The organism is Xenorhabdus kozodoii (assembly GCF_002632875.1).
GTDB lineage: Bacteria > Pseudomonadota > Gammaproteobacteria > Enterobacterales > Enterobacteriaceae > Xenorhabdus > Xenorhabdus kozodoii.
On sequence record NZ_NJCX01000040.1, the window covers coordinates 1 to 21,146 of the forward strand.

Sequence of the window (21,146 nt, forward strand, 5' to 3'; positions counted from 1 at the left end):
ATCAGAGGCAATAACTGTACCCGTGTGAGAATCATTTATATGACTCACCATGTTCATGCCGCCCGCAAACGGCTCGACATAAACCGTCTCTTTTGTTAAGCGTTCTAGAATGAATGGCGCAATATATTTTGCGATACGTGATTTACTTCCCATGTATTTCACCCTTATCCCCTCCACTCTATTTATTGGCGCAGCCAGAAAACAAAAAAAGCCACGCAATGCGCAGCCTTGAATTTGAACTAGTTGGTCTCGCCAACAGGTTGAGTTATCTATGGGGATCGAAGTATTGACCGACCATGATCAGAATTGAGTTGTAAACTCTGAGTTTACTATTGGCAAAAATGAAAAAGCCCCACTTGATTTAGTGAGGCTTAACTGCTTTTCGGTTTTACTGCCCGATCATAACACAAAACATATAGTTTTTAGGCGTATTTGTCAAATAATTTTCTATTTTTTTATTTTCAAATAGAATATTTCTAATTTCTTACTGACATAATGGAATAAAGCATATCCTCAGCAGCTTTATTCGCCCATCTGACTCGTCTTTTCGCCGAATCAAGATCAATGCCTGTTTTCCGAGAAAGGTCTTCTAAAATGTTTTGCGAGCTTTTGCAGTCCTTGTATCGTTTAATAACTACATCGCGAATTGGGTTATCGATTGTGAATATTTCCGTCATGCATTTCTCAACAAATTCGGCGTCATCTTTTTCTTTAGCGAGGCGAAGTGCGCCGAGTGTTGATTTATTAGGCATTATGACTTCTTTCACTTTCTCTAATAACTCTTTTCCGGTGTAGCCTAATTTTGCATAATTGGTCATCACCAATTTGATTGCGGCAGTCGTTCCATCATCCCAATCATTACGTACCATTAGGCGACCAATGACATTGATATTTCCACCACTTGGCAAATCATCACCCTGATTAGCTGCTCCCCATAACATCAGCATATATCGCGTCCATGTACGATCAGATGGTGTTATTTTTTTCACTCCTTTACACCATTTCTGACGGAGTTGATTCTCAGACCGAAAATAGGCTAATTCCCTAAAACTTCCCTTTTTCATCTCACCTCCGGCAATACTGTGTGAACCCTATCGTGACGGGTCGAATACATGACCCGCAATTGTTTTCGCATAACCCATTGTTCAGTAAGGACGGCTAGAATTGTGTGTCGCTGAACAACAGCAAATGGTCGCCCAACATCCCTACATCGATATCGAGCCTCCTCGATTGCTGCGGGTAGGTCGGTGAAGATCATGGTTCCAGCTCCCATATCTGAACATCCAATCGGCCACCCGCAACCCGTTCGCCGCGTTCGATGCTCATATAGTCAATCTGATTGTCATCAACCCAGAATTCAGCGTGAGTTAACGCATCGAAAACCGCTTTAGGCAGGTTATCAAGGTCTCTCCGTCGTCTGTCTGGGGGATTTGCTGTGATTGAGATTTTGATGCGGGATTGGGTATTGATATTGAGGTTTTGTTGCTTGATGATGTCGATGATTTGCTGTCGGTAGTTGATGCCTTTCTCTGATATGTAATGACCGCGCTTTGTATGCCGCCAGTAGGTGTTATTCGAGGGAGGCCACGGCAATTTTAGATTATAGGTTTTCACGTCGATACTTTTCCCTCTTGTAGTAATATTGATTGTGTCCTGATTACTCCCTCCAGATGAGCCATGTGTGCATAGTCTGCATCTGTCAGCCTTGTTCTGCGGTCTATTTCATCGTGACAGGCAGAGCAGGCCCATGCGCCAAATAGATCATGCGGCTTCATTCCCATGCCACTAATACCCGCCATGCGGTAATGAGCCAGAACCACTGTCTCACTGTTGCCATTACAAATGCCCGGAAGCCTGACCTGACATTCCCGATCCCGCGCTTCTTTGCGTAGATTTGCCATTCTCCATTCCCCCATATTTCTCAAACCAGAATACAATTGGCGCGGTATCTAATTTCAATATGCCGAGCCGCTGGCCTGTTCTCAGGCATTGCGTTCTGTTAATTGAATTTTGTAATTCTCTGGTTATTGCTGACCGAAATGTTTCGATATCTGTACTGTGTTTATAAATATTGCAGCTACGACAGGCGGGCATCATATTTTCAATGGTGTCGTTCTCTGGATAGTGGCATTGACCAGCCCCGTATCTCATAATCGGTTCTGCATGGTCAGCGTGCCAGCCTGTCGCGGGTAATTCGTGTCCACAATATGCACAGCGACCGCCGAATTTTTCCCTGATAACCGCTCGCTGCTTTTTGGTTAATTTCACTTCATCCCCCTAACACTAGTCCCATAATTAACGTAATCGTTACCCAAATTAGTACAAATGTGAGGCATCATTTCTTCTTAAATCTCCTATCACAATCGAATTTCCATTTGTTCAGGTTATCAATGACTATTTGTGGCTTATCTGTTTTGTACTTCTTGACATACCGCTTACAGTTGAAATACAACCCTATACCAAATACCCAAAATATGAGTGGATAAATAAATACACAAAATAAACCAGCTGCAGCCACAATAATTGCAGAAAATATTTGTCTAATTTCTAAATCCAACAATTCATCCCATATATTCACGGGTATACTGAAACATCTACACGCAGCCACGGATAGACAATCAATAATATTGAAATCATATCCTGCCACCGCTGCCCACAGTGGCCTATCCAGAAAATGTTTGAACGTTATCATTTGATTTGCTCCATATGTAGCCCATGACCAAATACCGCACCGGTATCGATATATAGTTGATTCCAATTCTGTTTGGTTATCGGTGCCGGAGTGTGTCCGAATATGAACAGGTCAGCCCCTGCGATTTCGATGCTGATGCCATCTGCTGCATTGTAAATCCGGCCTCGGCTCCAAATGACATCGAACCAGTCAACCCCTTTGCCGAACTCGTATTCGTCATCGGGGTAGTCAGCATGGGCAACAACGATTTTTTTATGCCCTGTGTTTACCTCGATAATCAGGGGTAATTGCTCAGCTTTCGCTAATAGAGCTTTTGCCAGTATTTCCTGCTCATAGTCCAAGTAGAGAAACCAGTGACCGCCATTGTGGAACCAGAGGTCACTATCGCCATTGTAAAATAGTGCATCTATCGCCATCTGCTCATGATTACCCCGAACCGCCCTGAACCACGGTTGAGTTATCAGGTCGAGACATTCGACATTTCGATCCCCCCTATCAATCAGGTCGCCAACGGATATCAACAAATCATTTTCATAATCAAAATCAATCTGTTGTAATCTATCCATTAACAACTGATGGCACCCGTGCAGGTCGCCCACCACAAAAATACGCTGGTATTGATCACCCTCGATTTTCAGGTAATTCCCGTTTCTGATTTCGTTCACTTCCTGCCTCCGCTTGAGTTAAATTCTGTGACCGTAATAATTCAGCGCATAGCGGGTCTCAGTGAGTTTTACGCCCTGATATACAGCCCATGCCTGTGAATATTCAATTAAACTGCTCATGCGCTTTATACCCATTCTGGCGGTGCTCTCTCTTGCCAGTGGCACCAGCTCACCTTCCAGCCCTGCGATTATCTGCCCCTCTTTCCCAGTCGCTTTTGCATGACCGGAGACGAAAATACATTTCCATTCCTGTGTACTCCATGTATCACCAGACCATTCAATACCCTGTTTAGAGACGTCACCACATAACGCATGGAACTTGTCGTTCTGCGGTAGGGTTCGGCTTGAGTCTGAGATAGTGATTTGAATGGGAAATTCGTCGTTGAGTGGGAGTTGGTCGAGTGCAGCTTTCAGGTTATCGAGTATTCGCACATTCCGTAGCAGGAATGTTTGCTTATCCATCTACCCCTCTCTTTTATTCCATAGTTCCCACGCTGAATCATCAGCTTCTTTATAGCTAGACTTCCATGCTGTCACTGGGCCATCAACTCCACACCCTCCGCAATTAATCCATGCTGCATATTCATGTGAGCTACCTCTATCCTCATAATCTGGACATAAATCATTGCTGCCACAAAACGGACACGGTTTAATTTTCATTAAAATGCCTTACCGCCAGATTTGGCGCGGTTTTCTCGTTTATGGTCTGCCCGATGCTGGTTGTATGCCAATTTTTCAGCAATCGCGCCCTCGATGTCATAACCAAATGCCTCTGCGTAGTCCAAAATGCGAATGACTGCATCAGCTAACTCGACCTCGGGCATGGGACGGTGAGGCAAATGATCGTCCATTAAATTTTTGCGCTCGCCCTCCATTGCCTCGCTGATTTCGGAGTGGATTAAACACAGCAGCGTTCCGCGCTCGCGGGGATTATCCCACCAACCGGCATCAACATTTTGCTGGTGAATTTGTTTTTGTAATTCAGTGATTTTCATCTCAAAAGTCCTTCTGGTGGGGTTTGGGGTTATTGCGCTTCGCCGCCGAGCGCGTTAATCAGACTGTCGAACATCCGCGATAGCTCACCGGAGAACAGCACAAAGTCTGCATCGAATCGCTGAGCAACATCTTCACGGTCGATATCGTCATTCTGTTCGCGTAATGCTTCGCTGAACTTGATTTTTTTGATGGTAAAATCATCAGACAATGTAAACTGAATGCGATCTTCCCATTCCAGCGCCAGTTTGGTGACGTACTTGCCAGATTCAATGTGAGTGGCAATTTCATCGGTGATTAAGTCCTGGTGCTTACAGCGGATAACGCCGCCTTCTTCCAGAATCGCTTTCAGCTCGGCTTCGTCCTGCAACATAAATTCTTTGGGTAACTCGTTTTTACTCACCCAATCAGTCAGTGTTAATTCGATGGGATTAGCGAACATCATCGGTGTGACAGGCAATGAGCCTAGCGTTTTTCGCAGTAGCGCCAATGTATCCTCGGCACGTTTTGCACTGCTGGCATCAACAACAATTCGCTGATTGTCGTTATCAATCCAGAGGTAGGTCTGTGATTCTTTGCTGAATGCCCGGGGTAACAGGGTGTGGATGACCTCATCTTTCAGGGAATCTTTCTCGGTCTTTTTCAGCTTGCGATGCTGCTCACCTTCCAGTTTTTCAATCTTGCTCCATAACTCTTTTTTGATGACCGACGAAGGCAATATTTTCTCTTCGCGCTGCATACAAATCAGGATCTGATTACCGGCTGCATGAGTGAGCGATGTTCCGTGATTACCCATTGGAGAAACCCAGCCAACTCTCATCATGTCTTGGCTGGCACAGGGGGTGAATGCCAATGCTGCGAGTTGATTTTCCAGTGATTCCGCTGAAATTTGGATATCACGAGTCATGCGATACACGATCGCATTTTTGAAAAAGTTCATATTGCTTTCCTTTTGCGAATAGCTTCTAGTCTTTCGTTGTAAAATTGGTGACTGTACTCTTGAAGGGATAGATTGCAGCCTAAATTTCTCTTTATCAGCCACAAGCTGCTTATAACGGAATCCTCATCTGACGGAGTGTATTTTTTCGCAATCTGAATAACGGGTACGGGTATTTTCTCACCTGCCTGAATACGTTTCGTCATCGCCCTCAATTCGCGGACACAGAGTTTTCTCACCTCAGAGTCTGTTAAGTTCTGGCGGATCATATCCGAGTAAATTTTTGTCACCATCCAGTAACAGGCATTCGATTGCCACTGGTAATCTCCCCAGCCACGACGAGCGCAGTAATCACGAAACATACCGTACAGCTCGTCTTCGGTTGGCAATCCAATAGCGACCGCTTCACCCTGTTTGCACCACTGAATAAATTGACCGGGTGATGGCCAAAACGGGGATTCACTGGCGCGAGCGTGACGCATACCCGCCGATAATTGCTCTTTGGTGCGAATGCCGTTCTCAGCAAATGCAGCAATCCATTGACGCTTTGCAGCTACTTCATCACGGGGATCTTTGAATATCGTTGATATAGCGGCGGAAAAGACTGATTTGAGGTTTTTGAACAGAACATCGACCAGTCGTTCGGCTTCATCGTTGACAACTTTCTCCGGTGATTTTGTCGTTCCAGCCATCTTTGCTAATGCCGCCCCGTCCCGATCTTGAATAACTTTGGCAAGGGTCATATAAATTCCTCCTCCCATTCTTCACGGTTATTCCAATTGCCTGCTGACTCTGGCGCAATCTGCTTCCGGTTGAGCTGCGTACTCTGCGCTTCGAGTGTGTCCCATTTTTCCCGCAGTTTGGCAGGTGACAGGATGTTGCAGTGCCAGAACGAATCCTTATTGGCCCATTTGAACAGGCGGCAGATCTCCGCATGGGTTCGGTTATCGGATTGCCTCATCAGTCGAATGTCATTGGCCCATGATGCCCAATTAGGTTGTTTAGCGTTTGGCTTGGTTATCTGGACTTTTTGGAAAATCCACTCAGCGGCTTTCAGGTCTTCGGCGGTTCCCCACTTATCGCCTTTGGGGGAACTGACAGCAGTATCAGGATTTACCTTGCCAGATGATTTAGATTTTCTCGGACGATCATCTAATAATTTATTATTAGATATATATTCTTGTTCATGATGTGCGGGGTTATGTGCGCCATCATGTGCGGGTATGGTGTCTGAGGCCGCGTCATTACTGGTCTCACCATGTGCGCCTCTATGTGCGGTGTTATGTGCGGGTGAATTGTCTGTTTTTTGAGCATAATCATTGTAATTTGTGATAGTGATCACAGTGCCTTTATGCTTCTCTCCTTCGATAGTTATCATTCCCTCACGAACAAAGACAGCCAGCATTCTATTTACCGCATCTCTACTGGTTGGTTTATTGTTCCTATCGCACAGGTTTAGCCCGAGGTCAGCAGGAGTGGTGACCAACTGACCAGCCTTTAAGTGCCAGATGTTACCTTTGAAATTCGCTACGTAATCACCTTTCTGGGCTTCAAATAACAAGTTCTCCCAGAGAGTACGGAGAAAGACATCTTTAGCCCATGACTTATTTCTGATGCTCCTGTACAACGGGATGAAACCTAATTTCTGGTTTTCCACCCTGTTGCTCCTGATTTTTTTAGCCGTATTGAAATCAAAAACCTCCGCTGTATTCATACGACCTCCCTATCATTAAATCGATTTTTCATGTATAATTACCTCGTTGAAATGTTGTTTTTTTGGGAGCCGCTAAATTCCCATCTCAAGTTGCATGTCAGAAGCCTCAGTTGCGCTAACAACTGGGGTTTTTCTTTTTATCTTGCCTTTGCGTTCCAGTGCCTGAATTAATCGCTCAGCGTGTTCACCCTCGATGACTACAACGGGTTTGCTATCGGACTCAGATAATTCAAACGCCCATTCAGGCAATCCCAATTTTACAATCATCAAACTGGCGAGTTTTGCTATCCGGTTTTTATCCCGACTCAATGCCGAGGGATGAATCCCCATCTCTTTGGCTAATTCGTTGTTTCCAAAATCTAGAACTGATTTGAGAAAATAACTCTCTAAATACCGGGCTTTACACGTAACGCGTGTATTGCGAGTTTTTGCAATTGTCATCTGATATAGTTCCTATAGTTAAGTTTTGTTTAATAAATAGCCGTTAACCTGACTATAATCAGGTTAATGTTTCTCCCGTTTTCAAGGAGAGCGGTAGATTGTTAAAGAACAGTCAAACTATGGAACTAATTTATATAATGCTTTCACCAAACAATTCGGATAAATCTGGGCGTAATTTGTGAGCCAGAATTACTCCATTTGTTGCGCGTTCGATACGTACAGCACTTGTGGCAGATGGTTTTTTCTTTCCATGTAACCAAGCCCAAACGGAGGGCTGCTTAACGTTACATATCTCAGCCAGCTTTTGCTGACTACCAACGATGCCAATAGCCTGTTTGATTAATTTATTTGTCATGAATAACCTCGGCTTTTGGAATACGAATAATAATAGCCAAAGCTATTCAGCAAGTAAAGCTTTAGTTATTTGACGAGATATAGCCCAAGCTATAAATTGTATGGTTATGAACAAAACGACATTTGCAGAACGGCTAAAATTAGCCATGAAAGAAAAAGAATTTACTCAGGCGTCACTAGCTGAGGCTGTTGGCATGGCTCAGCCTAGCGTTTGGAAACTAACGTCCGGCAAAGCTAACGGCTCAAGAAAGACAGTTGAGATCGCCAAAGCATTACAAGTTGACCCAGAGTGGTTGGCAACTGGCAATGGTGACATGATCCCCAACATAGAAGAACAAATAAACGATAGAGAATCATCATCACAAAACAATAAAGTTATAAAACAATTCGGTAGCAAAGAAACTTCGTGCTCTTATAAGGTTGATTTACTAGATATTCAAGCGAGCGCGGGGTTTGGTGTAATGGTTAATTCTGAATTTATTGAAACTATATGCTCAATTGAGTATACCGAGGACGAAGCTAGAAAATTATTCGGAGGAAAGCCTGCTGAATCAATAAAAATGCTGACTGTTAACGGGGATTCAATGTCTGGGACATTTGAGCCAAGGGATCAGATTTTTGTAGATATAACAAAGAGTTACTTTGATGGAGATGGTATTTATATTTTTGTTTTAGACAATCAGCTTTACATTAAAAGACTACAGTTGCAGTACAAAAAATTAGCAATAATATCTGATAATAAAAAATATGAAACTTGGTATCTTGATGAAGAGGAATCCCAAAAGCTATACATACAAGGTAAAGTGATGGTCAGTCAATCAATAACTTATAGATACTACAGTTAATCCCCACATAGTTAAAGAATTAGCCCCGAAAGGGGCTTTTTTATTCCTGCAAAACCAATCCTGCATCACATATCTAAATTTCAATAAAAAAATATAACCTTTACTATCAATAATTTAATTTCTTTATCTATTTTTTTATAACCTAGGCTATTTACATGAAAAATAACTTTAGCTATATTGTTAGACATCCAAGGCACGGAGCCAAACGTAAAAGGAAGTTCGCTCTTTAACAATTTAACCTCCTCCTTGAAATCGGGAGGCCAAAACAAGTTGGTTTTGGGGTGTGATGACTGTATCAGGACTACGGGAGGCGCAGTCTGCGATAGCGCCACAACGCAGCGGTCACCACACCACCAAAATCAATTTGCGGAGGATATATGAACTCACGACAACGTTATAAATTGAGACGGAAACAAAATCGTATGGAGGCACGGATGTTAGCACCTAGAACGACCGGGGAAATTTGGGACAGTATTTTCGGTCAGCCAGTCGATGAAATTGACGTACTGGTCAATCTGATGATTGGATTGAAAAAGGACATCAAGAGCGACACTGGCAGCGGATCTTGCTGCATGAGTGATGTGGCTCTGTTCTCAACCAAAACCAAAACCCGCCGTCGTTTGGGGTCGGGGAATGTTACGGCGAGGGGTTAAATCGTTAATCGCAACTGAGATAAATAATATTAATTATGAGGGTATAAATATGACTACACCAATGAAATTTGCGGCTGAATGTAAAGACGAATTTGAGCGTTATCGTCAGTGGGCTATATCCAAAGAGCCTCGTTCTGAAATTCGTCGTAGTTTGGTAAAACTGTGCTGGCTCAAACGTAAACATTACCGTGGTTGGAAAGCAGCTAGTTGACTAATTACAGTCCATTTACGAGTGGGCTGTGAATTATATTCATAATAAACAAGGTAGTTATATAATGAACAAAATTATTCTTATTGAAAATCGCAATAAAGACATTATTTTTAATTATAAATCTGACACTATTAAAGTGACATGTCGTGATACTGGTAGTTGTGTATATCTATCTTTAACTTCTCGTGCAAAATTTCTGGATTATGAGGAGAGTAAAGGCAAAGATCTGCGCGCTAATTGGTACAGTCAACAGCAGCCACGTCCTCTAGATAAAAGGATTAAAACATTTTGTGTTTATTTTAACACAGGTGGAGTAAAACATAAATCTTTTGAAGAGTTTCTTAAACCATCTAATGTTGACTTTATAAAAATAAAGTATGACGATGATGATATTAAATATTATTCACAAATCAAATCAGTATAGAAATACATGTAACGAGTTAATTAAATTAAAGGTAATATACGACCCCCCCCCGAAAGGAGAATGATGATGCCTAAACACCCACACGCCGATTTAATTATGGCGTACGCCAAATTAGCGCAGAAAACGGACAAACCATGGGAATATTTTCAATATTGGGATTATGCTGATGACGATTGGAAAAATGTATCCAAATGGCGCCTCCTGTGGATTGATGATATCGAATATCGCCTAAAACCCAGCACGATAAAAATCGGAGAATATGATGTTCCTGAGCCAATAAGAATACCTTTAGAAACCCCTACAACTTATTATTATCCCTCTACAGAAAAAACACTATCATGTATGTCGCGATTTTGGAGAGGGGATTTTTATGATTATTATTTATTGAGATGTGGCCTAATTCATTTAGATGAAAATTCCGCCATATTACACGCCAAAGCGCTCATCAGTCTGACCAGTCTGACCCAAAAATAAACCCAGCCCCAAAAATTATTATCGTTTTCACTAACGAGGGATTTTTATATGCGTAATAACCTGCACGATGGTTGCGCAGTCGTGCCAATAAAACCACAGGCAATTAGAAATAGGCGTGCATGGAGGCGCCGAATTGCTCTCTTCCTCATCTCATTAACTGTATTTATTCCCGTTTAATCGCAATGGAGAAATAACACATGTTGCTCACAAGATTTTCAATCAAAAAACGCCACGGCATGGAACAAATGGTACGAATTGCTCAAGAGAATGAATTAACCGAATCAGAACTTGATGAACTGGTTAATGAAATTAAGTTCAGACTCTTTATGGCACGGAGCAAACAACAAACAGTCAAATTTGAAAGGATTCCACTATGAGAAATTTCGATTACAACACTCACACCAATCCCAACAAAAAATCTCAGCAGCAGAAATATACGGAAGAACAAATCGCCGAACACAGCTGGCAGCAATATCAAAGGGAGGTATTAGGCAGAGAAGGAGTACCATCCAGTGATATGGAATTTAGGGGGGGATTTTACATGAACGGATATCCCCGACGCTCAACAGGATGTTACGTGCCGAAAGATCCAGCCGAGAGACAGCAATATCTCGGGGAGTTAGTCGCTGCCATCACAACCAAAACACCACACCCCGCAGTAATGACCATAACGGAACGCGTTATCGCAGAGCGGATATGGAATATCAGCTATCGAACTGCATTCAATCCCCCGCTACCCCAGCATATGGCAGAGCAACGCACTAAACAGGAACAACAGGCGTGGCGGGATTATTACGCGACTCATCACACGGAACGCGATCATTATCGAGGTGATTCACCTAACCGTCATCGCGGCGGTATCTGGACAGGAGATTAATAATGAAATTTGCTAAGGCTATGAGAAAACAGGCTAAGTTGAGACTGGCCTTAACTGGCCCCAGTGGGTCAGGGAAAACATACGGAGCTTTAACCATTGCCAAAGGACTGGGCGGAACAACAGCGGTTATTGATACGGAGAAAGGCAGCGCTTCTCTCTACTCAGATAGATTTAATTTTGACGTACTGGAATTAGCCCCACCATTCACACCAGAACGATTCATTGAGGCTATCAACGCTGCTCAGGATGCGGGTTACGACAACCTAATAATTGACAGTATCACCCATGAATGGAGCGGTACGGGTGGCTGTCTCGAAATGCTGGATGGATTGGCTAAGGCAAAATATCGCGGGAATACATGGTCAGCATGGAGTGACATCACGCCACGTCATAATAAATTTCTGGATGCGATATTGCGTTCAGACGTAAACATTATCGCCACCATGCGTAGTAAAACGGAAACGGCCCAAGTTGATAAAGGCAACGGAAAAAAGGGCGTCGATAAATTGGGTATGAAATCAGAGCAGCGTGACGGTGTTGAATATGAGTTCACGACGGTTCTGGAATTGAATCATGAGACTCACACCGCGACAGCCAGCAAGGACAGAACAGGATTGTTCAGTAATGCCGATTTCACCGTCATTGATGAGGGTACAGGTAAACGATTAATGGATTGGCTGAATGATGGAAGGAGCAAAGCGGAGATTGATCTAACTCACTTTACGGAGAGCGCAGGAAAAGCACAGAACATGGATGAACTTAAAGCCGCCTTCGCTGAGGCTTATAAATCACTTAGGGACACGCCAGAGCAAGGGAAAGCGCAGGAAATATATGAACTCAGGAAATCAGAGTTTGAACCAAAGGAGGTGGTAAATGGCTAGCCGTGGCATAAACAAAGTTATTTTAGTGGGTAATTTGGGGCAGGATCCGGAAGTTCGCTATATGCCGAATGGTGGTGCAGTCGCCAATATCACTCTGGCTACATCGGAAACGTGGCGTGACAAACTGTCAGGCGAGATGAGAGAAAAAACCGAATGGCACAGGGTTGTGATATTCGGCAAATTGGCAGAAGTCGCCGGTGAATACCTGCGCAAAGGTTCTCAGGTTTATATCGAAGGTTCTTTACAGACTCGCAAATGGCAGGATCAACAGGGACAGGACAGATACACCACGGAAGTTGCAGTTAATCCTATAGGCGGCACCATGCAAATGTTGGGCAGCAGACAGGTAAATCAGCAACCCCAGCAACATTCAGGACAGCAACAGTCTCAATTCTGGGGTGCACCACAGCAACCGCAGGGGCAACAATCACAGCCAGCGCCTCCAGTGGATTTTGACGACGATATACCGTTCTAGTCTATTCAACAACCCCAAAAAACTACCTAACCCACTCTAGGACATAACATGATCAATGTTGTCAGTTTTTCTGGCGGCAGGACGTCGGCGTACCTCGTATATCTGATGGAACAGCGCCGCCAGCAAGGTGAGGATGTCCGCTATGTGTTTATGGATACTGGCGCAGAACACCCTATGACCTACCGATTTGTCAGAGAAATTGTTAAATTTTGGAATATCCCACTGGTTGTGTTGCAGGCTGATATCAACCCCAAACTGGGTGCATCGAATGGTTATACAGTCTGGGAACCGACAGATATCCAGACTCGAATGCCTGCATTGCAGCCGTTTACGGATATGGTAAAAAAATACGGTACACCCTATATCGGTGGGGCATTTTGCACTGACCGCCTGAAATTGCGCCCATTTAATGCATATTGTAATGACCATTTCGGACGGGGTAATTATCAAACGTGGATTGGTATTCGGGCAGATGAACCACGGAGGTTAACTACCCGTAAAAATGGCGTTAATTACCTAGCTGACATTTCAGATTTCGATAAACAAGATGTTTTAGATTGGTGGGCAGAACAACCATTTAATTTAGGGATACCTGAGCATCTAGGTAATTGCGTATTTTGCGTAAAAAAGAGCAGTAAAAAAATTGGTCTGGCGTGCCAATCCGAACCGGGATTAAAACGAGTATTCGAATCAGAGTGCATTACAGGAACGCATGTCCGGGATGGGCACAGGAAAACCTCGCGGGAAATTATGTACCGAGGCCGTATGTCTCTAGATGGAATCGCGACGATGTATTCGAATGCAGATTATCAACATCTGTATCAGCAAATGATTGCCGCCAAACGATTTGATACCGGTTCCTGCTCTGAATCCTGCGAAATATTCAATTAGACCTATTTTAACCCCAACCATTAACCAACACAATAGAGGTAAATATTATGATTAAACCTGTACCACGTGAGCACGGTGAATTTGGATTTTGGAGTCATCCTGATTTCTATCCTACCAATGAATCGAATGAATGGAACGCCGCCGAACTGGTTTATTGGTTAAAGAAAAATAAATTAATCATTAAAACGGTTTGGTTACGGGATGATAATCCGTGGATTTTTGAACGTTTTAATTCGGGAATTTATGACGTCCATGACTGGAATCCGACACCACCAGCAGGTGCAGGCTGGTTTTTGGTATCAATTCATGATTCAGAGGATAGCCCAGTCTGCGTTTGGGTGCGTCATCTATCTCAATGAGCGCGGTTCATGAGGAGGGCGCATGCAATACACCCCATGGGATCCCGACCCCAGAGCAATACAACGAGTTAACGACCCCTACCCCATTCCAACACACTGCTGTTATTGCGGCAGGCACGTCATGATTGAGCATCATCTGAATGTATTTAAACGTATTCAGGATAACCGCTGGCCGTGGTTATACCACTGCTGGACATGCGGTGCACGTGTTGGTATTCATCCGGGAACGGATATCCCGCTGGGGTCACTGGCAGATAAACCGACACGGATAGCGAGGCTGTCAGCTCATTAGCATTTCGATTACGTCAGAGAAAAATGGAATCTGGAACGTACGGATGCGTACCGATGGTTAGCGAGTCAATTAGAGATCGGTTTCAATGAATGCCATTTCGGCTGGTTTGATACTGATATGTGCAATAAAGCAGCGAATATATGCAGGGGGTTTACGTGGAAAAAATAGAATACGCAGTAACAGATGTTAATGATTTAACTGATCCGTCAGACCGATATGAATTAGAAAATCCAGTATGGGATGGTTCGTATCCCCGTTATTTGGCTGGGGAATGTGCCTATGATTATTATAACAATCATGATGGATATGAGGATAATTGGCCTATTGAGATAACCGTATTTAATAATGGCGAATCAATCGGAACATTCAGCATTGAATTGGAATTTGATCCTGTATTTTCAGCAACAAGGAAAAAAGACGAAGACGAAGATAATGACCCCGATGTATTCCCCCTCTACCGTCACCCCAGCAAATAGCGAGAACTATCATGGATATTATCGACACAGCTAACGATACCGTTGAGCTAATGGTATCTCATGCGCTCCAGAACCGGCAACCACCATTAACCAGCATCAACGGGATGTGCCGATGGTGTGAGACTGAGCCAGCAAAATACGGTGCATTCTGTAGCAGAGAGTGCGGGGAGGATTATGAGCGATTTCGGAGGCAGTAATACACCCAAAGAACTGCGCGACCTCTGGCAAACTCCACTCCCGTTATTTCTGGCACTCGATTTAGAATTCGGATTTTATTTAGATGCAGCCGCTGACTATCAAAACGCCCTATGCGCACATTATCTCACGGAACGAGATAATACACTGGAATGTGATTGGGAGAGCTACGGCTCTATCTGGTGTAATCCGCCCTATTCCAATATTACGCCGTGGGTAGAGAGAGCCGCTATCGAATGCCGGAAACAATGCCAGTCTATCGTTATGTTAGTTCCCGCCGATACATCTGTAGGTTGGTTTAAATTGGCGCTGGAGACGGTGGATGAGGTCAGATTAATAACGGGTGGCAGGATTTCATTTATTAACGCAGAGACACAAAAGCCAGTGAATGGAAATAATAAAGGTTCACTGTTATTAATTTGGAAGCCATTTATCAACCCACGCGGAATAATAGCCACTGTAGACCGAGACTATTTAATTAGTATCGGCAATGAACAATTGAGGAAAATAACATGAAATTAGATTTAGGAAAATATGTTATTACATCTGACAGTAGGAAGTTCATTTTAAATATCAAAAGAATTGCAAAAACTGGAGATAGAGCAGGTGAGGAAAATTTGGAGCCTATTCGCTACTACTGTCATCTCAATGAATTAATCCGCGATTATTTCAGAATGGAATTGGACAGCGACGATATCAAAACACTGCAACAACTCAGCGATAAAATTGACCTAATCGCCAAAGAATTGGCCGAGAAGCTGAACTCCATCACCGATGACTAACGAATTTGAGAACGCAAGAAGAGCGGTGGCAAGGGATTGCCTCGATGAACTGAAACGCCTACCCAAATACGACGATACCGCAGTAACCACAATCCTCGATAAATATACCCCCAAATTTAAACCACTCAACCACATGAGATTCAGCACCAAATCGGTGCTGGTTTACTATGTGCGGATGATTCAGAAGGAGATGCGAGATGACAGAATATCCCTATTTCAAAACAAATGAACTGGCGGCTCGATATGGTGTAAAACCACACACGATAAGGTTATGGTGCGGCAATGGGAAGCAAAGAAGAACTGGCTTCCCAAAGCCCAAGTTTAAATCTGACCAGTTAAACTTTTTACGGCAAGATATTCTTGACTGGGAGGACGGGAAACAATTTTAGTTAGCTTATCCCACCAGCGCTCGTATGCCGCTCTCTGCTCATTCAGGTAGGTGTGTTTATCATACACCTGCCATATCCCCGGTAATTTATGCCCGATCATGATTTCGGCCACATGAGGCGGTGTTAATTCAGATACCCCAGTGCGCATAGTTCTGCGTAGGTCGTGGATTGACCATTGCTCATGGTTAGGCAGATAAGAAGCCATTTTTTTATTTAGAGTGTTAACTATGTTAGAGTAGCTTCCCCTTGAAAACGGCTTTCCATTGCTCACAACAAATAAATGCGTCCCTCCCATATTTATTTTTTTTGCCTGCTCAATTAATTCCTTTGCTGTTGGAATAATTGGTCTAATGATGGGCTTTTTGGTTCTTCTTCCTGTTTTATGATTAGCGGGCGGGACAATCCAAATATTTTTTTCATAATCAAAGTCGGTAACCTTAGCTTTTAGTAATTCACCAATGCGACATCCAAATAATAAACATAATTTTATTATTAGTGCATTGCGTGGGTTATATTGAGGAGAATTGATAATCTGAAAAAGAACCGCAACCTCCTCCTCACTTAATGCTCTTTCTCCTATCTCAGAATCGAGATCGATATCATCGCCTCCACCTTTTCCACCTAAATCACTTATTCCTACATCGGATAGTGGTGTAAGATTAGTCATCCCTCGCCGAACAGCCCACTTATGCGCCTTCTTGACATATGTCAATATGCGCTCACCGATTGATGGCACCCGCTTGGAAACATCTTCAATTAAAGAAAGCCAGACATGAAGTGACGCTTCATCATGAGGTAATTTACCAATTTTGGGGAAAATATAAATTTCGAAAGAGCGTAATACCTGATCTGCGTTAACCTTTGATCCTTGCATTGCTGCTCCCCACCAATCCCGTATAAGCCCTTCTACAGTCACAGCACTTAGCGCCGATTCCTTGCGAACACGCTTAATTACTTTAGGATTGCGGTGTTGTTCTAACTCCCCACGGTAGAAGGTTACAGCGTCACGCGCATCTTTTAAACTGGTTGCCGGATAGGTTCCTATGTCAATCCGATCACCTTTACCATTCCAGCGATACCTGAATTGAAATATAATTTTTCCTTTAGGGGTAACACGAACGGACAGGCCGTCCCTATCTGACTTGGTAATGATTTTTTCTTGAGGTTTGCCATTGGTAGAGCGAAGCCATGAATCAGTAATTGCCATATCACTTTCCTCGAAAAATAACACAGCTTTTAATGTAGAACATGTACACTCGTGTGTACATTTTTTTCATGACTCTAGGTGAATATTTGTGACCATAGTTGACTACCAAAAACTAGAGAAACCATTAATTTACCATTTAAATCAATGTATTGATTTAAATTCCATGACCTAAAATGACTACAGTTGATTAGAAATGACAGGGTTAGCGGATTTAGCTTGTTGATACGTCATTACATTCTCCATTGGCATAAATCATTTTATTTTTAAAAAATGATAGCCCATAAAGAACCAACTTTACCCCTATTTATAGAGTGATTATCTTATTTTACCTATAAAAACATCCCTTTCTTTGTTATCACCGATAACGAGATTTAATTTATTGGAATTGTTACAATGAAACGTTATTAATCACTGTTATCATCGCGGAGAGATTTGAGATGTCATTTTGTTTATCTATGGAAGCCGCCGTTTTTGATATGGATGGTTTGCTGATTGATTCTGAACCTTATTGGAAACAGGGCGAAAAAAGCATATTTAGTGAATTGGGGCTGGATTTGAATTTAGCAAAAGCGCTACCTGACACATTGGGATTGCGAATCGATCAAGTTGTTGAACTATGGTATCAAGCATCCCCCTGGCAAGGCATCTCCAAAAGTGAAGTTGGGCAACGTATCATCGATTATGTCGTCCAGTCAGTTAAAAAAAACCGCCCCTTACTGCCTGGAGTAGAATATGCTTTGGATCTCTGCCGCGAACGTGGGTTAAAAATCGGCCTGGCCTCCGCGTCACCCTATGAGATGATCGAACAAGTGCTCGAATTGTTTAACTTACGCCATTACTTTGATGTTGTGGTTTCCGCTGCACACTTGCCTTACAGCAAACCACATCCCGAAGTCTATTTGCAGGCAGCCAGCCAACTTGGCGTTAATCCAATTAACTGTCTCACATTAGAAGATTCATTTAACGGTATGATAGCAACCAAAGCGGCAAGAATGCGCTCAATTGTCGTTCCCGCTGCCCATCATTTCGATGATCCTCGTTGGTTATTGGCTGATATTAAGCTAAATTCACTGGAAAAATTAACAATAGAAAATATTACTTAATAGCTACTGCGCTGCCATTCTCCAATACCTATTTTTTATAATATAGGCAGCGCAAATATTAACCTTTCTTTCAACCAACAAAGCTACAACTTAAAAAGTGAAAGGGGATCATCAATAAATAGCAGATTTTTCCTGGTTTCCCTCTATCTTCCTCAGACAAAACCCTCTATACTGCCTAACTGTATGTATAAACAGCAATCAGCATCAATAATTAGTATAAATCGTTATGACAGCAGAAGGACATCTTCTTTTTTCCGTTGCCAGCCTTGTATTGGCTCACCAGCTAGAAATCACACCAGAAATAGCACAGGGAGATTGGTTACATATGCTTCCTGGCGTACTTCTGGCTTCATTGTTACCCGATATCGACCATCCAAGCTCAACTTTAGGCAGGTTATTCCGCTTTATTTCCATTCCAATCGCGCGATTATGTGGACATCGTGGATTTACGCATAGCTTATTAGCGCTGCTCGTGGGGGTTACGCTATTCCAAACTGAGATACCCTCTAATTGGCCTATTCCAACCGACTTTGTCCATGCAATGGTGATCGGTTATATCAGTCATCTTATTGCTGATATGCTAACTCCCGCCGGCATTCCGCTTTTATGGCCACTGAAAATACGTTTTCGCTTGCCTATTCTTAGAGGTAAGGAGCGCAAAAAAGCTGAACGTTTTATTGCCGTACTGGTAGTGGTGATCGCTATTATCCTGCCACAACATATTAATTTCTCTTTTACTCGCTATTTCGACAACTTACCATTTAACAAAATACAGTTTGATAAATTACCTATAGATAAGCTACAGAATTTCTACAAACAGTAATTATTCAATTCATATGCAACCCAAATATGGTAACCCTATTTAAAAATGGGGTTACCTGAAAATATAAATAATTTTTTATTCACTCCTTACCGTTTTTTAAAAAAAACCCTTCAATTCATTAAACTATAACGTCGCCAGTTGTAATCAGACAAAAAACAAACAGAAATACATTAAGATATATAATCAATAGCGTTGGTTAGTGAAAAATAATTATATTAAATTCCATTTAATTATAAGAAAGCAACTTCTTATGCTGATAATATGCCGAATTAGGCATTTCATGGTATGTCGCCGATAGATTTCAAACTGAAATACAGATTAAAAATCAGCAAATTGGCATGTTCCAGGTTGCATACCGCAACTCGAAATATAAATAAAGTATAAGTTTTTGGAGACTAGGGATGAATTTACCACTCATCGTCAACGTGCTCGTTTTTATAGCGCTGCTTATTCTGTTGGCAAAAACAGGCTCAAGTCATTGGAGCTTGTCCAAAAAAGTTCTTGTGGCTCTAGTTGTAGGTGTCGTTTTTGGACTGGTATTAAATATCATTTATGGAACAGATAATCTTACCGTGAAAGAATCAATTAAGTGGTTCAATATCGTCGGTAACGGTTATGTACAACTCCTACAAATGGTTATTATGCCACTGGTTTTTGCTTCTATCCTTAGTGCCGTTGCTCGCTTACACAAAGCATCTTCCTTAGGAAAAATCAGCCTTTTTACCATTGGTACGCTACTGTTCACTACAGCAATCTCTGCTTTAATCGGCATTGTCATTGCCAATTTGTTTGGGTTAAGTGCATCCGGGCTTATTCAAGGCACTCAGGAAACTGCGCGTTTATTGGCAATTGAAAACAATTATATCGGCAAAGTTGCAGATATGAGTGTACCTCAGATCATTCTCTCTTTTATCCCTAAAAACCCCTTTGCTGATCTGACGGGAGCGCACCCTACTTCCATTATTAGTGTGGTAATTTTTGCGGCATTTTTGGGTATTGCTGCACTACAAATGCTTAAAGATGATCAAGAACGCGGTAATCGAGTCCTTGTTGCCATCGATACTTTGCAAGCATGGGCAATGAAGCTGGTCAGATTGGTTATGCGCCTCACCCCATACGGTGTAATGGCTTTGATGACTAAAGTTGTCGCCAGTTCCAATATCCATGATATTACTCAATTAGGTAGCTTTGTTGTTGCTTCCTACATTGCCCTTGGGCTGATGTTTGTCGTACATGGTGGGCTTTTGGCATTCACAGGTATTAATCCTCTGAAATTTTTCAAAAAAGCAGGTCCTGTACTGACATTTGCATTTACCAGCCGTTCAAGTGCGGCAAGTATCCCCTTGAATGTTGAAACACAAACCCGCCGCCTCGGTGTGCCTGAATCTATTGCCAGTTTCTCCGCTTCTTTTGGTGCGACAATTGGGCAAAATGGCTGCGCCGGCATTTATCCCGCAATGTTAGCTGTAATGGTGGCTCCAACCGTAGGTATCGATCCTTTTGATCCGATGTGGATTGCAACTCTTGTAGGAATTGTCACTATTAGCTCCGCGGGGGTTGCTGGCGTTGGTGGTGGGGCAACATTTGCAGCATTAATTGTTTTGCCTGCTATGGGACTACCTGTCACCTTAGTGGCATTGCTCATTTCTGTTGAACCTCTGATTGATATGGGACGTACAGCATTAAACGTTAATGGTGCTATGACAGCCGGTACAATCACCAGTCAATTGATGGGAAAAACCAATAAAGAAGTGTTTGAACAAGACGAAAAAGTAGTATTAAGCCAGTCTTAATTCAAACCTGATGAAATAGGATAGTATTTGTATTTTCGCTGTAACTAAAAGAAATTAAAAAGAAGATAAAATAAAGCCGAGGATCTCCTCGGCTTTATATCTATACCAATCGCCATTGAAGATGCTTGATTTTTTATCCAAACCCGATCATGCTTACGACCATGAAAATTCATCTGACACCAGAACAAAAACGCGCCCTC

The 21,146-nt window shown here is 42.6% G+C and carries 32 protein-coding genes and 1 pseudogene; 18 read left to right on the top strand and 15 right to left on the bottom strand.

What is annotated here, in order from left to right; translation table 11 throughout:
• From Xkoz_RS26450 to Xkoz_RS18040, 14 genes are all read right to left on the bottom strand, one after another.
• The coding region (locus tag Xkoz_RS26450; RefSeq protein WP_208615304.1) for a DNA adenine methylase at window positions 1-153 on the bottom strand (153 nt) is incomplete at its 3' end.
• A 323-nt stretch (window positions 154-476) separates the two neighbouring features.
• The gene (locus tag Xkoz_RS17970; protein WP_244183509.1) at window positions 477-1,064 is read right to left on the bottom strand and encodes a hypothetical protein; all 588 of its coding nucleotides are present in this window, start codon (window positions 1,062-1,064) and stop codon (window positions 477-479) included.
• A gap of 190 nt (window positions 1,065-1,254) precedes the next feature.
• Window positions 1,255-1,614 carry a RusA family crossover junction endodeoxyribonuclease gene (locus tag Xkoz_RS17980; protein WP_099143328.1) on the bottom strand — a complete coding sequence of 120 codons (360 nt, stop codon included), beginning with the start codon at window positions 1,612-1,614 and terminating at the stop codon, window positions 1,255-1,257.
• Entirely contained in the window at window positions 1,611-1,901 is a 291-nt protein-coding gene (locus tag Xkoz_RS17985) for a DUF1364 domain-containing protein (protein WP_099143329.1), read from the bottom strand. The genes Xkoz_RS17980 and Xkoz_RS17985 overlap by 4 nt, the downstream gene beginning before the upstream one ends.
• Window positions 1,837-2,268, bottom strand: a complete 432-nt coding sequence (locus Xkoz_RS17990; protein WP_099143330.1) for an HNH endonuclease — start codon at window positions 2,266-2,268, stop codon at window positions 1,837-1,839. The genes Xkoz_RS17985 and Xkoz_RS17990 overlap by 65 nt, the downstream gene beginning before the upstream one ends.
• 420 nt (window positions 2,269-2,688) lie before the next feature.
• Entirely contained in the window at window positions 2,689-3,357 is a 669-nt protein-coding gene (locus Xkoz_RS18000; RefSeq protein WP_099143332.1) for a metallophosphoesterase, read from the bottom strand.
• 18 nt (window positions 3,358-3,375) lie between these two features.
• Window positions 3,376-3,819 carry a recombination protein NinB gene (locus Xkoz_RS18005; protein WP_099143333.1) on the bottom strand — a complete coding sequence of 148 codons (444 nt, stop codon included), beginning with the start codon at window positions 3,817-3,819 and terminating at the stop codon, window positions 3,376-3,378.
• Window positions 3,820-4,017 carry a Lar family restriction alleviation protein gene (locus Xkoz_RS26455; protein WP_099143334.1) on the bottom strand — a complete coding sequence of 66 codons (198 nt, stop codon included), beginning with the start codon at window positions 4,015-4,017 and terminating at the stop codon, window positions 3,820-3,822. It abuts the gene before it with no gap.
• On the bottom strand, window positions 4,017-4,352 hold the full coding sequence (locus Xkoz_RS18015; protein ID WP_208615303.1) for a nucleoside triphosphate pyrophosphohydrolase family protein: 336 nt from the start codon (window positions 4,350-4,352) through the stop codon (window positions 4,017-4,019). The genes Xkoz_RS26455 and Xkoz_RS18015 overlap by 1 nt, the downstream gene beginning before the upstream one ends.
• Before the next feature lie 29 nt (window positions 4,353-4,381).
• A complete protein-coding gene (rdgC, locus tag Xkoz_RS18020) occupies window positions 4,382-5,290 on the bottom strand; it encodes a recombination-associated protein RdgC (RefSeq protein WP_099143335.1) in 909 nt (302 codons plus the stop codon).
• On the bottom strand, window positions 5,287-6,030 hold the full coding sequence (locus Xkoz_RS18025) for a replication protein P (protein WP_244183510.1): 744 nt from the start codon (window positions 6,028-6,030) through the stop codon (window positions 5,287-5,289). Before Xkoz_RS18025 ends, rdgC begins: the two co-directional genes overlap by 4 nt.
• Window positions 6,027-7,001 carry a replication protein gene (locus Xkoz_RS18030; RefSeq protein WP_244183511.1) on the bottom strand — a complete coding sequence of 325 codons (975 nt, stop codon included), beginning with the start codon at window positions 6,999-7,001 and terminating at the stop codon, window positions 6,027-6,029. Before Xkoz_RS18030 ends, Xkoz_RS18025 begins: the two co-directional genes overlap by 4 nt.
• 72 nt (window positions 7,002-7,073) lie before the next feature.
• Window positions 7,074-7,442 carry a hypothetical protein gene (locus Xkoz_RS18035; protein WP_099143337.1) on the bottom strand — a complete coding sequence of 123 codons (369 nt, stop codon included), beginning with the start codon at window positions 7,440-7,442 and terminating at the stop codon, window positions 7,074-7,076.
• 130 nt (window positions 7,443-7,572) lie between these two features.
• Entirely contained in the window at window positions 7,573-7,797 is a 225-nt protein-coding gene (locus Xkoz_RS18040) for a transcriptional regulator (RefSeq protein WP_099143338.1), read from the bottom strand.
• A 106-nt stretch (window positions 7,798-7,903) separates the two neighbouring features.
• Here Xkoz_RS18040 and Xkoz_RS18045 point away from each other — a divergent pair, with 106 nt between their 5' ends.
• The 15 genes and pseudogenes from Xkoz_RS18045 (at window position 7,904) to Xkoz_RS18125 (ending at window position 15,631) form a co-directional block, all read left to right on the top strand.
• Window positions 7,904-8,641, top strand: a complete 738-nt coding sequence (locus tag Xkoz_RS18045; RefSeq protein WP_099143339.1) for an XRE family transcriptional regulator — start codon at window positions 7,904-7,906, stop codon at window positions 8,639-8,641.
• Window positions 8,642-9,075: 434 nt separating this feature from the next.
• The gene (locus Xkoz_RS18055; protein WP_099143341.1) at window positions 9,076-9,294 is read left to right on the top strand and encodes a hypothetical protein; all 219 of its coding nucleotides are present in this window, start codon (window positions 9,076-9,078) and stop codon (window positions 9,292-9,294) included.
• Between the two features lie 49 nt (window positions 9,295-9,343).
• Window positions 9,344-9,505 (top strand): hypothetical protein, encoded by a 162-nt coding sequence (locus tag Xkoz_RS21390; protein WP_167386621.1) that lies wholly within the window; start codon window positions 9,344-9,346, stop codon window positions 9,503-9,505.
• 64 nt (window positions 9,506-9,569) lie between these two features.
• The gene (locus Xkoz_RS18060) at window positions 9,570-9,929 is read left to right on the top strand and encodes a hypothetical protein (RefSeq protein ID WP_099143342.1); all 360 of its coding nucleotides are present in this window, start codon (window positions 9,570-9,572) and stop codon (window positions 9,927-9,929) included.
• A gap of 66 nt (window positions 9,930-9,995) precedes the next feature.
• On the top strand, window positions 9,996-10,403 hold the full coding sequence (locus Xkoz_RS18065) for a hypothetical protein (RefSeq protein ID WP_099143343.1): 408 nt from the start codon (window positions 9,996-9,998) through the stop codon (window positions 10,401-10,403).
• 197 nt (window positions 10,404-10,600) lie between these two features.
• Window positions 10,601-10,780 (top strand): hypothetical protein, encoded by a 180-nt coding sequence (locus Xkoz_RS18070; RefSeq protein ID WP_099143344.1) that lies wholly within the window; start codon window positions 10,601-10,603, stop codon window positions 10,778-10,780.
• Entirely contained in the window at window positions 10,777-11,280 is a 504-nt protein-coding gene (locus Xkoz_RS18075) for a hypothetical protein (RefSeq protein WP_099143345.1), read from the top strand. The genes Xkoz_RS18070 and Xkoz_RS18075 overlap by 4 nt, the downstream gene beginning before the upstream one ends.
• Window positions 11,281-11,282: 2 nt before the next feature.
• Window positions 11,283-12,161 (top strand): ATP-binding protein, encoded by an 879-nt coding sequence (locus Xkoz_RS18080; protein ID WP_099143346.1) that lies wholly within the window; start codon window positions 11,283-11,285, stop codon window positions 12,159-12,161.
• Window positions 12,154-12,636, top strand: a complete 483-nt coding sequence (locus Xkoz_RS18085) for a single-stranded DNA-binding protein (protein WP_099143347.1) — start codon at window positions 12,154-12,156, stop codon at window positions 12,634-12,636. Before Xkoz_RS18080 ends, Xkoz_RS18085 begins: the two co-directional genes overlap by 8 nt.
• A 48-nt stretch (window positions 12,637-12,684) precedes the next feature.
• Window positions 12,685-13,527: a phosphoadenosine phosphosulfate reductase domain-containing protein gene (locus tag Xkoz_RS18090; RefSeq protein WP_099143348.1), complete on the top strand. Its 843-nt coding sequence runs from the start codon at window positions 12,685-12,687 to the stop codon at window positions 13,525-13,527.
• Window positions 13,528-13,574: 47 nt separating this feature from the next.
• Window positions 13,575-13,886, top strand: a complete 312-nt coding sequence (locus Xkoz_RS18095; protein ID WP_099143349.1) for a hypothetical protein — start codon at window positions 13,575-13,577, stop codon at window positions 13,884-13,886.
• Between the two features lie 22 nt (window positions 13,887-13,908).
• A pseudogene (locus tag Xkoz_RS22445) lies at window positions 13,909-14,346 on the top strand (zinc-finger-containing protein).
• Window positions 14,334-14,654, top strand: coding sequence for a hypothetical protein (locus Xkoz_RS18110; RefSeq protein WP_099143351.1), 321 nt, complete (start codon window positions 14,334-14,336; stop codon window positions 14,652-14,654). The pseudogene Xkoz_RS22445 and the gene Xkoz_RS18110 overlap by 13 nt, the downstream one beginning before the upstream one ends.
• 174 nt (window positions 14,655-14,828) lie before the next feature.
• On the top strand, window positions 14,829-15,365 hold the full coding sequence (locus Xkoz_RS18120) for a phage N-6-adenine-methyltransferase (RefSeq protein ID WP_099143353.1): 537 nt from the start codon (window positions 14,829-14,831) through the stop codon (window positions 15,363-15,365).
• Window positions 15,362-15,631 (top strand): hypothetical protein, encoded by a 270-nt coding sequence (locus Xkoz_RS18125; RefSeq protein WP_099143354.1) that lies wholly within the window; start codon window positions 15,362-15,364, stop codon window positions 15,629-15,631. The genes Xkoz_RS18120 and Xkoz_RS18125 overlap by 4 nt, the downstream gene beginning before the upstream one ends.
• 321 nt (window positions 15,632-15,952) lie before the next feature.
• Here the strand turns inward: Xkoz_RS18125 and Xkoz_RS18135 are convergent, their stop codons facing one another.
• A complete protein-coding gene (locus tag Xkoz_RS18135; protein ID WP_099143356.1) occupies window positions 15,953-17,227 on the bottom strand; it encodes a tyrosine-type recombinase/integrase in 1,275 nt (424 codons plus the stop codon).
• A 437-nt stretch (window positions 17,228-17,664) separates the two neighbouring features.
• Here Xkoz_RS18135 and hxpB point away from each other — a divergent pair, with 437 nt between their 5' ends.
• The 3 genes from hxpB to Xkoz_RS18150 all read left to right on the top strand — a co-directional run bounded on the left by hxpB (window position 17,665) and on the right by Xkoz_RS18150 (window position 20,946).
• Window positions 17,665-18,330 (top strand): hexitol phosphatase HxpB, encoded by a 666-nt coding sequence (hxpB, locus tag Xkoz_RS18140; RefSeq protein WP_099143357.1) that lies wholly within the window; start codon window positions 17,665-17,667, stop codon window positions 18,328-18,330.
• A 226-nt stretch (window positions 18,331-18,556) separates the two neighbouring features.
• Complete coding sequence (locus Xkoz_RS18145) at window positions 18,557-19,153, top strand: metal-dependent hydrolase (protein ID WP_099143358.1); 597 nt, start codon at window positions 18,557-18,559, stop codon at window positions 19,151-19,153.
• A 401-nt stretch (window positions 19,154-19,554) separates the two neighbouring features.
• Window positions 19,555-20,946 carry an L-cystine transporter gene (locus tag Xkoz_RS18150; protein ID WP_099143359.1) on the top strand — a complete coding sequence of 464 codons (1,392 nt, stop codon included), beginning with the start codon at window positions 19,555-19,557 and terminating at the stop codon, window positions 20,944-20,946.
• Window positions 20,947-21,146 lie beyond the last annotated feature (200 nt).

What these genes read in the sequence shown, in the direction of transcription:
- Xkoz_RS17970 (WP_244183509.1), bottom strand. Translation starts at nt 1,064, where the DNA reads ATGAAAAAGGGAAGTTTTAGGGAATTAGCCTATTTTCGGTCTGAGAAT.
- Xkoz_RS17985 (WP_099143329.1), bottom strand. Translation starts at nt 1,901, where the DNA reads ATGGCAAATCTACGCAAAGAAGCGCGGGATCGGGAATGTCAGGTCAGG.
- Xkoz_RS18005 (WP_099143333.1), bottom strand. Translation starts at nt 3,819, where the DNA reads ATGGATAAGCAAACATTCCTGCTACGGAATGTGCGAATACTCGATAAC.
- Xkoz_RS26455 (WP_099143334.1), bottom strand. Translation starts at nt 4,017, where the DNA reads ATGAAAATTAAACCGTGTCCGTTTTGTGGCAGCAATGATTTATGTCCA.
- Xkoz_RS18015 (WP_208615303.1), bottom strand. Translation starts at nt 4,352, where the DNA reads ATGAAAATCACTGAATTACAAAAACAAATTCACCAGCAAAATGTTGAT.
- rdgC (WP_099143335.1), bottom strand. Translation starts at nt 5,290, where the DNA reads ATGAACTTTTTCAAAAATGCGATCGTGTATCGCATGACTCGTGATATC.
- Xkoz_RS18025 (WP_244183510.1), bottom strand. Translation starts at nt 6,030, where the DNA reads ATGACCCTTGCCAAAGTTATTCAAGATCGGGACGGGGCGGCATTAGCA.
- Xkoz_RS18030 (WP_244183511.1), bottom strand. Translation starts at nt 7,001, where the DNA reads ATGAATACAGCGGAGGTTTTTGATTTCAATACGGCTAAAAAAATCAGG.
- Xkoz_RS18035 (WP_099143337.1), bottom strand. Translation starts at nt 7,442, where the DNA reads ATGACAATTGCAAAAACTCGCAATACACGCGTTACGTGTAAAGCCCGG.
- Xkoz_RS18040 (WP_099143338.1), bottom strand. Translation starts at nt 7,797, where the DNA reads ATGACAAATAAATTAATCAAACAGGCTATTGGCATCGTTGGTAGTCAG.
- Xkoz_RS18045 (WP_099143339.1), top strand. Translation starts at nt 7,904, where the DNA reads ATGAACAAAACGACATTTGCAGAACGGCTAAAATTAGCCATGAAAGAA.
- Xkoz_RS18055 (WP_099143341.1), top strand. Translation starts at nt 9,076, where the DNA reads ATGTTAGCACCTAGAACGACCGGGGAAATTTGGGACAGTATTTTCGGT.
- Xkoz_RS21390 (WP_167386621.1), top strand. Translation starts at nt 9,344, where the DNA reads ATGACTACACCAATGAAATTTGCGGCTGAATGTAAAGACGAATTTGAG.
- Xkoz_RS18060 (WP_099143342.1), top strand. Translation starts at nt 9,570, where the DNA reads ATGAACAAAATTATTCTTATTGAAAATCGCAATAAAGACATTATTTTT.
- Xkoz_RS18065 (WP_099143343.1), top strand. Translation starts at nt 9,996, where the DNA reads ATGCCTAAACACCCACACGCCGATTTAATTATGGCGTACGCCAAATTA.
- Xkoz_RS18070 (WP_099143344.1), top strand. Translation starts at nt 10,601, where the DNA reads ATGTTGCTCACAAGATTTTCAATCAAAAAACGCCACGGCATGGAACAA.
- Xkoz_RS18075 (WP_099143345.1), top strand. Translation starts at nt 10,777, where the DNA reads ATGAGAAATTTCGATTACAACACTCACACCAATCCCAACAAAAAATCT.
- Xkoz_RS18080 (WP_099143346.1), top strand. Translation starts at nt 11,283, where the DNA reads ATGAAATTTGCTAAGGCTATGAGAAAACAGGCTAAGTTGAGACTGGCC.
- Xkoz_RS18085 (WP_099143347.1), top strand. Translation starts at nt 12,154, where the DNA reads ATGGCTAGCCGTGGCATAAACAAAGTTATTTTAGTGGGTAATTTGGGG.
- Xkoz_RS18090 (WP_099143348.1), top strand. Translation starts at nt 12,685, where the DNA reads ATGATCAATGTTGTCAGTTTTTCTGGCGGCAGGACGTCGGCGTACCTC.
- Xkoz_RS18095 (WP_099143349.1), top strand. Translation starts at nt 13,575, where the DNA reads ATGATTAAACCTGTACCACGTGAGCACGGTGAATTTGGATTTTGGAGT.
- Xkoz_RS18120 (WP_099143353.1), top strand. Translation starts at nt 14,829, where the DNA reads ATGAGCGATTTCGGAGGCAGTAATACACCCAAAGAACTGCGCGACCTC.
- Xkoz_RS18125 (WP_099143354.1), top strand. Translation starts at nt 15,362, where the DNA reads ATGAAATTAGATTTAGGAAAATATGTTATTACATCTGACAGTAGGAAG.
- Xkoz_RS18135 (WP_099143356.1), bottom strand. Translation starts at nt 17,227, where the DNA reads ATGGCAATTACTGATTCATGGCTTCGCTCTACCAATGGCAAACCTCAA.
- hxpB (WP_099143357.1), top strand. Translation starts at nt 17,665, where the DNA reads ATGTCATTTTGTTTATCTATGGAAGCCGCCGTTTTTGATATGGATGGT.
- Xkoz_RS18145 (WP_099143358.1), top strand. Translation starts at nt 18,557, where the DNA reads ATGACAGCAGAAGGACATCTTCTTTTTTCCGTTGCCAGCCTTGTATTG.
- Xkoz_RS18150 (WP_099143359.1), top strand. Translation starts at nt 19,555, where the DNA reads ATGAATTTACCACTCATCGTCAACGTGCTCGTTTTTATAGCGCTGCTT.